Origin of the sequence: Plantibacter sp. MMLR14_011, assembly GCF_001865025.1 — a bacterium.
Classification (GTDB): domain Bacteria; phylum Actinomycetota; class Actinomycetes; order Actinomycetales; family Microbacteriaceae; genus Plantibacter; species Plantibacter flavus_A.
The window spans coordinates 273,485-281,570 of the sequence record NZ_MJGW01000094.1; the positions used below are offsets into that span (position 1 = coordinate 273,485).

The 8,086-nt window shown below is 69.1% G+C and carries 8 protein-coding genes; 2 read left to right on the forward strand and 6 right to left on the reverse strand.

All coding sequences use genetic code 11. The features are described 5' to 3' along the window. Window positions 1-6 precede the first annotated feature (6 nt). The 6 genes from BIU99_RS19135 to BIU99_RS19160 form a co-directional block, all read right to left on the reverse strand. Entirely contained in the window at window positions 7-306 is a 300-nt protein-coding gene (locus tag BIU99_RS19135; RefSeq protein WP_083397477.1) for a hypothetical protein, read from the reverse strand. 123 nt (window positions 307-429) lie between these two features. Further along, on the reverse strand, window positions 430-1,425 hold the full coding sequence (locus BIU99_RS19140; protein WP_064294787.1) for an ABC transporter substrate-binding protein: 996 nt from the start codon (window positions 1,423-1,425) through the stop codon (window positions 430-432). A 71-nt stretch (window positions 1,426-1,496) separates the two neighbouring features. After that, complete coding sequence (locus BIU99_RS19145) at window positions 1,497-2,582, reverse strand: ABC transporter permease (RefSeq protein WP_064294786.1); 1,086 nt, start codon at window positions 2,580-2,582, stop codon at window positions 1,497-1,499. After that, a complete protein-coding gene (locus BIU99_RS19150; protein ID WP_064294785.1) occupies window positions 2,579-3,340 on the reverse strand; it encodes an ATP-binding cassette domain-containing protein in 762 nt (253 codons plus the stop codon). The genes BIU99_RS19145 and BIU99_RS19150 overlap by 4 nt, the downstream gene beginning before the upstream one ends. Before the next feature lie 130 nt (window positions 3,341-3,470). After that, entirely contained in the window at window positions 3,471-4,565 is a 1,095-nt protein-coding gene (locus BIU99_RS19155; protein ID WP_071262551.1) for a class I mannose-6-phosphate isomerase, read from the reverse strand. Further along, the gene (locus BIU99_RS19160) at window positions 4,562-5,599 is read right to left on the reverse strand and encodes a LacI family DNA-binding transcriptional regulator (protein ID WP_071262552.1); all 1,038 of its coding nucleotides are present in this window, start codon (window positions 5,597-5,599) and stop codon (window positions 4,562-4,564) included. Before BIU99_RS19160 ends, BIU99_RS19155 begins: the two co-directional genes overlap by 4 nt. 356 nt (window positions 5,600-5,955) lie before the next feature. Between BIU99_RS19160 and BIU99_RS19555 the strand changes: the two genes are divergently transcribed. Further along, on the forward strand, window positions 5,956-7,164 hold the full coding sequence (locus BIU99_RS19555; RefSeq protein ID WP_083397479.1) for an HAD-IA family hydrolase: 1,209 nt from the start codon (window positions 5,956-5,958) through the stop codon (window positions 7,162-7,164). 184 nt (window positions 7,165-7,348) lie between these two features. Continuing rightward, the coding region (locus tag BIU99_RS19170; protein ID WP_139205513.1) for a hypothetical protein at window positions 7,349-8,086 on the forward strand (738 nt) is incomplete at its 3' end.

The window sequence follows — 8,086 nt, forward strand, 5'->3', positions numbered from 1 at the left end:
AGTCGTTCACAACCAGTGGACGATGTCCGGGTCCAGGCAGATCCCGCCGAGGCCCTCGGTGGTGGTGACGCCGTCCGCGAACCGGATCACCACGGCCGGTCCGTCCATCCGCACGTACTCGGCCCGGAGCCCGATTCGGAACGGGACGTCGGTCGACGCGGTGACCGCATGGCTCGCGCGTTCGGGGACCGTGATGACCAGGCGGTGGGCTCGCCCCGCCGCATCGACGACCTCGGCCTCGATCCGTCCCGGAGCATCGTCGGACAGCCGGCGCACCGCGGTCGCCGCGACGATCACCTGGGTCATGTCGCGATTCTCGCACCCCGCGGAGGATGGCGTCGATGCGGAGCTGCCGGACGCAGCGCGACGGCGCCGGAGCTCGAAGCTCCGACGCCGTCGCGGTCTGGTGATGCGGAGTGGCCGGAAGGCCTAGCCGCACTTGGACTGGTAGACGGCATCCTTCGCGTCGCCGTCGACGTTGTCCTTGGTGATGATGGTGAAGCCGGTCTGGATCTTGGCCTCGACCTTGTCGCCGTTCAGCGCCGCGATCGCCTGGGCGACACCGTCGGAACCGATGGTGGCCGGCTCCTGAGCGACGAGCGCCTGGACGGTGCCCTCCTTCAGCTGCTTGACCTGGGCGGGACCCGCGTCGAACCCGACGATGGTGACCGAGTCCTCCTTGCCGGCCTGCTTGACACCGGTCGCGGAACCTTCGGCCGCGAACAGGTTCGCTGCGAAGATGCCCACGATGTCGGGGTCCTTCTGGAGCGCCGCGGTCACGATCTCGGCAGCCGTGGACGGCTCGTTGTGGCTGTACTGCACGCCGAGGTCGGTGAACTTGTCATCGCCCTTGACCGCTTCCTGGAAGCCCTCGGCACGGGCGTCCGTGGTCGAGATGCCGGGGTCGACCGAGACCACGAGGACCTTGCCGCCCTCAGGGTGCGCTTCCTTGATCGCGTCGAACGCCGCAGCGCCGCCGCCCTTGTTGTCGCTCGAGATCTGCGAGACCGCGAACGACGGGTCGTCGACGGTGGTGTCGACGAGGACGACCTTGATGCCCGCGTCGGCCGCAGCCTTCAGCGGGGCCTCCATGGCCTTCACGTCGGTCGGGGCGACCAGGATCGCGTCCGGCTTCGAGGCGACGACCGAGTCGACGAGCGGCTTCTGCAGCGTCGGGTCGAACTTCTCCGGACCCTGGGTCGTGACCGTCGCGCCGGCATCCTTCGCCGCCGATTCGATACCGCACTGCATCGAGATGTAGAACTCGTCGCCTGCGACGCCCTGGATGAACGCGATCTTGTAGCCGTCGGAACCTGCGCCTGCGCTGCTGCCGCCCGAGCTCGCGCCACCGGAACACCCGGTGAGCATGAGGCCTGCCGACGCGCCGAGCGCGAGGACTCCGAGAACTGACTTCTTCCACTTCATTGTGATTTCCCGTTTCTCTTGAACTGCTGGACTACTGGGATGGTGCGGGGGGGTGTTGATCTGTGTAGGGGTTATTTCTTCTTCCTGCTGACGAGGGCTCGCCAGAAGCTCGTGGATCCACCGCGGGCTGCGGAGGAACGGCGGACCTGGTCGACGTAGACGGCCAGGATGAGGACGGCGCCGACCGCGACCTGCTGCCAGAAGGGCTGCACGCCGGTGATGACGAAGCCGTTCTGGAGGACGGCGGGGATGAACAGACCGACGACGGTGCCGAAGATCGTCCCGTAGCCACCGAAGAGCGAGGTGCCACCGATGACGACCGCGGCGATGACGTTCAGGTTCGTCTGCGACTGACCGGCGATCGCGGTGGTGCCGAACTGCGACAGCGACAGGATGCCGGCGAGACCCGCGAGGCCACCCGAGATCGCGTAGATGCGGATGAGGTGACGGTCGACCTTCACGCCGACGCGTCGTGCCGCCTCCTCGCTCGAGCCCACCGCGTAGGTGTACAGGCCGAACTTCGTCTTGTGGAGGACGAGCGCACCGATGATGACGACGACGAGGGCGATGACCGAGATGATCGGGACTGCGCCGAAGATGTTGCCGTACCCGATCGAATCGGTGAGGACCGACGGCACCTCGCGGATGTCGACGCCGCCGGTGAGGATCTGGGCGAGGCCGAGCGCCATGCCGAGGCTACCGAGGGTGACGATCAGCGGCGGCACCTTCGCTTTGGAGATGAGGATGCCGTTGAAGGTACCCCAGAGGATGCCGACGCCGATCGACACGAGGATGCCGACGATCGCGGTCCCCCAGTCGTCGCCGCCCATGGCCCGCATCGTCGTCGCGGACACGACGCCCGAGAAGACGAGGACGGAGCCGATCGAGAGGTCGATGCCGGAGGTGATGATGACGTAGGTCATGCCGACGCCGAGCACCGCGAGGATGGAGGCGTTCTGCACGACGAGCCGCAGGTTGGACAGCTGCGCGAAGGTGTCGGGTGCGATCGCGGAGAAGATCGCGATGACGACGAGGAGGACGATGAAGATCTGGAAGGCCTGAGCCTTGAAGAGCTTCTTGATCGGGGTCTCCCGGTCCTTGGCCGTCTCGATGGCGGTCGTCTCCGGCCCCATCTCGGCCTGCTTCACCGCGCTCATGCGACGTTCCTCGTGCTGGCACCGGTCATGAGACCGACGAGTTCTTCCATGTTCGTGTCCTTCGTGTCGACCGTCGCCGCGCGGTGGCCGAGCCGCAGCACCTGCACGCGGTCGGACACCTCCATGACGTGCGGCATCGAGTGGCTGATGAAGACGACCGCGATGCCCTTGTCGCGCACGCGGCGGATCGTCTCGAGCACGTTCTTCGTCTGACGGACGCCGAGGGCGGCCGTCGGTTCGTCGAGGAAGACGACCTTGTTGGCCCAGTGCACCGCACGGGCGATGGCGATCGCCTGGCGCTGCCCACCGGACATCGCGCCCACCGGGTCGGTGAGCGAACGGACGGTCGCGCCGAGTTCGTCGAAGGCGTGACGCGACTGCTTGCTCATCTCCTTGACGTTCATGAGGCCGAGCAGGCCGCCGAGGCCCGGCCGCATGATCTCGCGGCCGAGGTAGACGTTCTGCACGGGGTCGAGGTGGGGCGCGAGTGCGAGGTCCTGGTAGACCGTCTCGATGCCGAGCGCACTCGACTGCATGGGCGAGGTGAGGGTGATCGGTTCGCCTTCGAACCTGATCACGCCGCTGTCGACCGCGAGGTTGCCGGAGAGTGCCTTGACCAGGGTGGACTTGCCCGCGCCGTTGTCGCCGATGAGGGCGGTGACCTCGCCGGGGTAGACCTCGAAGTCCGCCTCGTCGAGGGCGCGGACGTGCCCGAACTGCCGGGTGAGGCCTCTGGCCTCCAAGACGGGAGTCGTCATGTCGTTCTCGTTCCTTTCCAGCCGGCCCCGGTGGACGGGTCCGGCGTGTGGTGGCTGTCGTACCGCCGTTCGGGGCGGTGGTGTGTGGTGCGCTGCTGCGTGATCTAGGGTCCTGCGTCGAGGGGTGGCGTCATCGGATGTCTCCCGACGCGAGGGTCGCCGGCCAGCCCGCACCGGGTCCGGCGGCGAGCACGGTGCCCGAGCCGCTGACGGTCCAGGGCCCGAACCCGGCCGGGACGGCGAAGACCTCTCCGGCTGCGAAATCGACGGCCTCGGTGCCGGCCTCGGGGACCAGTGCGCCTGCGCCGGTGAGCGCGAGCGCGACCGAGAAGCCGGCGTCAACGGGCGCGCTGCCGTCGGTGCCGGGCGCCACGGCGAAGAGCTGGAAGTAGGGGTCGGCGGCCGCGGGCAACAACGAGACCGGCGCATCCGTCCGGACGTCGAGGTCGTGCAGCACGACGAGGTGTTCGATCTCGGACTGCGGGAGCGCCTTCGTCGACACCGCGCCCATCACGGTCTCGAACCCGAGGCCGAGGTGGGACTCGTCGCGCGTCGAGGTCGTGACCGACCACTCCAGGAGGATGGAGAGGTCGGTCGGTTCCTGCACCTCCGCGAGGAAGATGCCGCCGTCGATCGCGTGGGCCGTGCCGGCCGGCACGAGGATGCCCATGCCGCGCTCGACGACGATCCGGTTCATGTGCGACAGCATCCACTCGCTGTCCTGGGCGTCGCGACGGCGGTCGAGTTCGTCGGGAGCGACGTCCTCGCTCCATCCGAGGTGGACCGCCGAACCGGGCTCGGCGTCGAGGATGAACCAGGCCTCCGTCTTGCCGTAGGCGCAGTCGAGGTGGGAGGCGGCGAACGCTCGATCCGGGTGGACGTGGACGGGGAGTCGCTGACGGGCGTCGAGCAGCTTGACGAGGATGCCGGTGTCGGCGGCGTCGGTGCCGTGGTCCTGTCCTGCCCCGGTCCACTGCTCGGGGTCGGCCGCGACGAGGTCTCGGAGGAGGACGCCGTCGACGGTGCGGGCGAGTCCGATAGCGCCGCCGGGCTCCTGGTCGGCGCGGCTCACGGTCGCTCCGAGCCACTCCTCCGGCTGGAACTCGCTCTGCTGCTCGATACCGCGCAGGCCGGCGATGCGGTCGCCGCCGCGGTAGAAGTGCTCGATGAGGTTCGGCGCGAGTCGCGTCGGCTGGGCGAGCCTCGTGGGCTGGGTCGTGCTCATGCTGCTGGTCCTCCGACCATGCTCGTGGTGGACGCGGTGCGTGCGTCCACGGTGTGACGCGTTGCCGGGCCTGGGATCTCTCCGGAACCACGCGACACCAGGGAGGTCGGGACGACCCACTCGCGCGGTTCGTCGGCAGGTGATTCGCGCAGTTCGAGGAGTCGCTCGATCGCGGCGGTGCCGATGACGAACGGATCCTGGTTGATGCAGCTGACGGCCGGCCGCAGGACGTCGGCGAGGGTGAAGTCGCCGAACGCGATGTGCGCCGTCTCCTCTCGCCCGATGCGGTGCAGGGAGCTCGTCAGACCGATCGCCGCCTTCGCGTTCGACGCGAAGAACGCGGTGGGCGGGTCCTCGAGCCCGAGCAGGCGCTCCGTCTCGGCGGCGTAGTCGAGCGAGCCGTCGATGGTCCAGGAGACGAGTGACGGGTCGAGGTCGATCCCCGCCTCGGCGAGGACGTCGGTGTAGCCCCGGTAGCGCCGACGGATGGTGAGGAAGCGTTCGTCCCGGTCGTAGAAGGCGATGCGGGTGTGGCCGAGCTCGACGAACTGGTGGATAGCGAGCTGGGTGGCGGCGTAGTCGTCGACCACGACGCTGTCGAAGGCGGCGAGCGGACGGTCGACGGCCACGACGGGCGTCACGTTCCGGAACGCCTCGAGGTAGGGCAGCTCCGCGGCGACCGGGGCGATGATGACGCCGGCGACCTGGTGGCCGGCGATGAACCCGGTGAGCTGGTCGCGCTCGCGCCCCTCGTCGAGCCCGGTGCTCGCCACGAGGACGCTCAGGCCCTCCTTGAGCGCGCGGGCCTCGATGGCGCTCACGAGCGAGGCGAAGAACGGGTCGGCGAGCGAGTCGATGAGGACGCCGATCGCGCCGCCGGTGCCGGACTTCAGCGAGCGGGCGGCCGTGTTGGGCACGTACCCGAGGCGATCGATCGCCTCGAGCACGCGGCTTCGGGTCTCGGGGTGCACGGACGGTTCGCCGTTCACCACCCGCGAGACGGTCTTGATGCTGACGCCGGACTGCGCAGCCACATCCTTGATCCCGGGCGGCCGCATCAGCGGGTCCCCCTGACGGGAAGCGGAACGGGCCGGACGTCGCAGCCGGCCTGGAGCGACGGGACGTGCGCACGTGTCCGGATCGGACTGGTCGCGGTGATCGCGGGGTTGCAGGTGCCCATGGGCTCCACCTCCTGACAGCGTTGTCATCGGTCGGGGTGGTGCAGCTGCAGAACCCCGTCGTTCCTTCGTGCGCCTATACTGACCGCAGACCGACAACGTTGTCAAGCAACGTTGTCTGAAAGAGATCAAATTCATTTGGAACTTGCATCGAAGAGGCGTTCAGCCCCCTCGGATGCGGGTCGCCATCCCGGAATCATCGAGGAGTCAGCGTGATCGTCGTCGTCGCAGGAGCAGCCGGAAGCGGCAAGACCACCCTCGGACGTGAGCTCGCCCGGGCCCTCCGACTCCCGCTCCTCGACCTCGACACCATCACCAATCCGTTGCTCGACGGTCTCGGTGCGTTGACCGATCCCGACGGTGCCGAACCGCTCCACTGGAACGACGCGAAGCTGCGCCCGACCATGCGTCCGGCACGGTACGCGGCCCTCCGAGCGGTCCTCGCCGACCAGCGCGACAGCGGTGTCGGCGCGGTGCTCGTCGCCCCCTTCACCGCGGAACTCCGCGGCGGCGCCGAATGGGACGCGCTCGTCGAGGCGGCAGGGATCGTCCCGAAGGCCGTCTGGCTGCGCGCCGATGCAGCCACGCTCGCAGCCCGCCGGGCCGAACGCGGTGCCGAGCGGGACACGCACATCGTGGACCCGTCGACCGACACCCCACCCGCCATCGAGCATCTGTCGATCGAAGCGGCGTTGTCCACCTCGCAGCAGCTCGCCGCCGTCCAACGCGCGCTCGGCCTCGGACGGACCATCGAGGCCTCAGCACCGATCTTCGACCAGGTCTTCGCCGCAGGACTCTTCGACCTCGACGGGACCCTCATCGACTCGACGCCGGCCGTGAACCGGTCATGGGCGCAGCTCGCCCGCGAATACGGTCTCGAGGGCGACCTGCTCGCCGCGGGACACGGCCAGCCCGCCGCCCAGGTGCTCGCCGCGATCTTCCCACCCGAGCAGGTCGCCGAAGCACTCGCACGGATCATCGAGATCGAGGCCGACGAGGTCGCCGACGTCATCGCGCTCCCGGGGGCGGCGGAGGCACTGGCGGCGCTCGGCGACGACGCGAAGGCGATCGTCACGAGCGGCACGAGGCTCATCGCCGGCAACCGGATCGCGGCCGCCGGGCTCGTGCGGCCGGAGGTCGTCGTGACCTTCGACGACGTCACGAAGGGCAAGCCGGACCCCGAACCGTTCCTGCTCGGCCGCACCCGGCTGGGCATGGAGTCGCAGCCGTGCGTCGTGTTCGAGGACGCGCCCGCCGGGCTCGCCGCAGCGCGCGCCGCCGGCTGCTGGACGGTCGGCATCGCTGGGACGCACGAGGCGCACGAACTCGATGCGGACCTCGTGATCGACGGTCTCTTCCAACTGCGGCTCGAGCCGGTCACCGAGGGTGGGTTCCGGCTCGTCCCGGCGTCGCTCGACTGAGCAGCGCCCTCTGAGCGCGTCGGAACAGCCCGAGGCTGTCGATACTCTTCGGCAACCGCGGAGTCCCGTTCCCTGAGCCTGTCGAAGGGCACTCCGAGCAAGCATCAACTGTTGGACAAACTCCCAGATCAAAAGCTAATTCTTTGGCCGTTCTAGTGTCAGTGGTCCGTGTTTGGATGGACCTATGACCAGCACCGCACCGAACCCGCTCACCGCCGCCGCGGCCGGGTTCGATGCGGTCTGGCAGAGCGCGCTCGACGCGATCCGTCCAGGCGCCGGTGTCGCGGAGCAGCTCGAGAACATGAACGACGAGGCGATCCTCCGGGTCCTCGACGAGCTCGGTGCCGTGCAGCACGCGGTCGAGGTCCTCGCCGCACGCGTCACCGGCGCGATCGCGTTGCGCCCGTCGCCTTCCCGCCGTGACGGCACCCTGGTGCGCGCCGCCGGTTACGCGAACCCGGGTGTCATGGTGTCCGAGCGGTGGCGGGTGGCGCGCACCCGAGGCGCGGCGATCGCGGAGGTCGGTGCCGCCATCACGCAGCCGCGCGGGTTGCTCGGCGAGCTGGAGGAATGTCCGTTCCCCGCAGTCGCGGCATCGCTCGAACCGGTTGCCGCCGATGACCCATCCGATCCCGACACAGGCTCCGACGACACCCACCCCTCAAGCACTGCGGGCACACCCAGAGCACCCCTGAGCGTCGACGGTGCCGCGGTCATCGTCCGGGAGCTCCGCAACGCGGGCCGCATCTGCACCAGAGTCGAACTCGAGACGGCCTCCGCCATCGCGGTCGAGCACGCCGCCCACGCGCCCCTGCAGGACGTCACCCGCATCGCGAAACTCGTCCGCACCCGCCTCGACCAAGACGGCCGCGAACCCCGCGACGAACTCCTCCGCCGCGCAGAACGCTGCACCATCCACGAA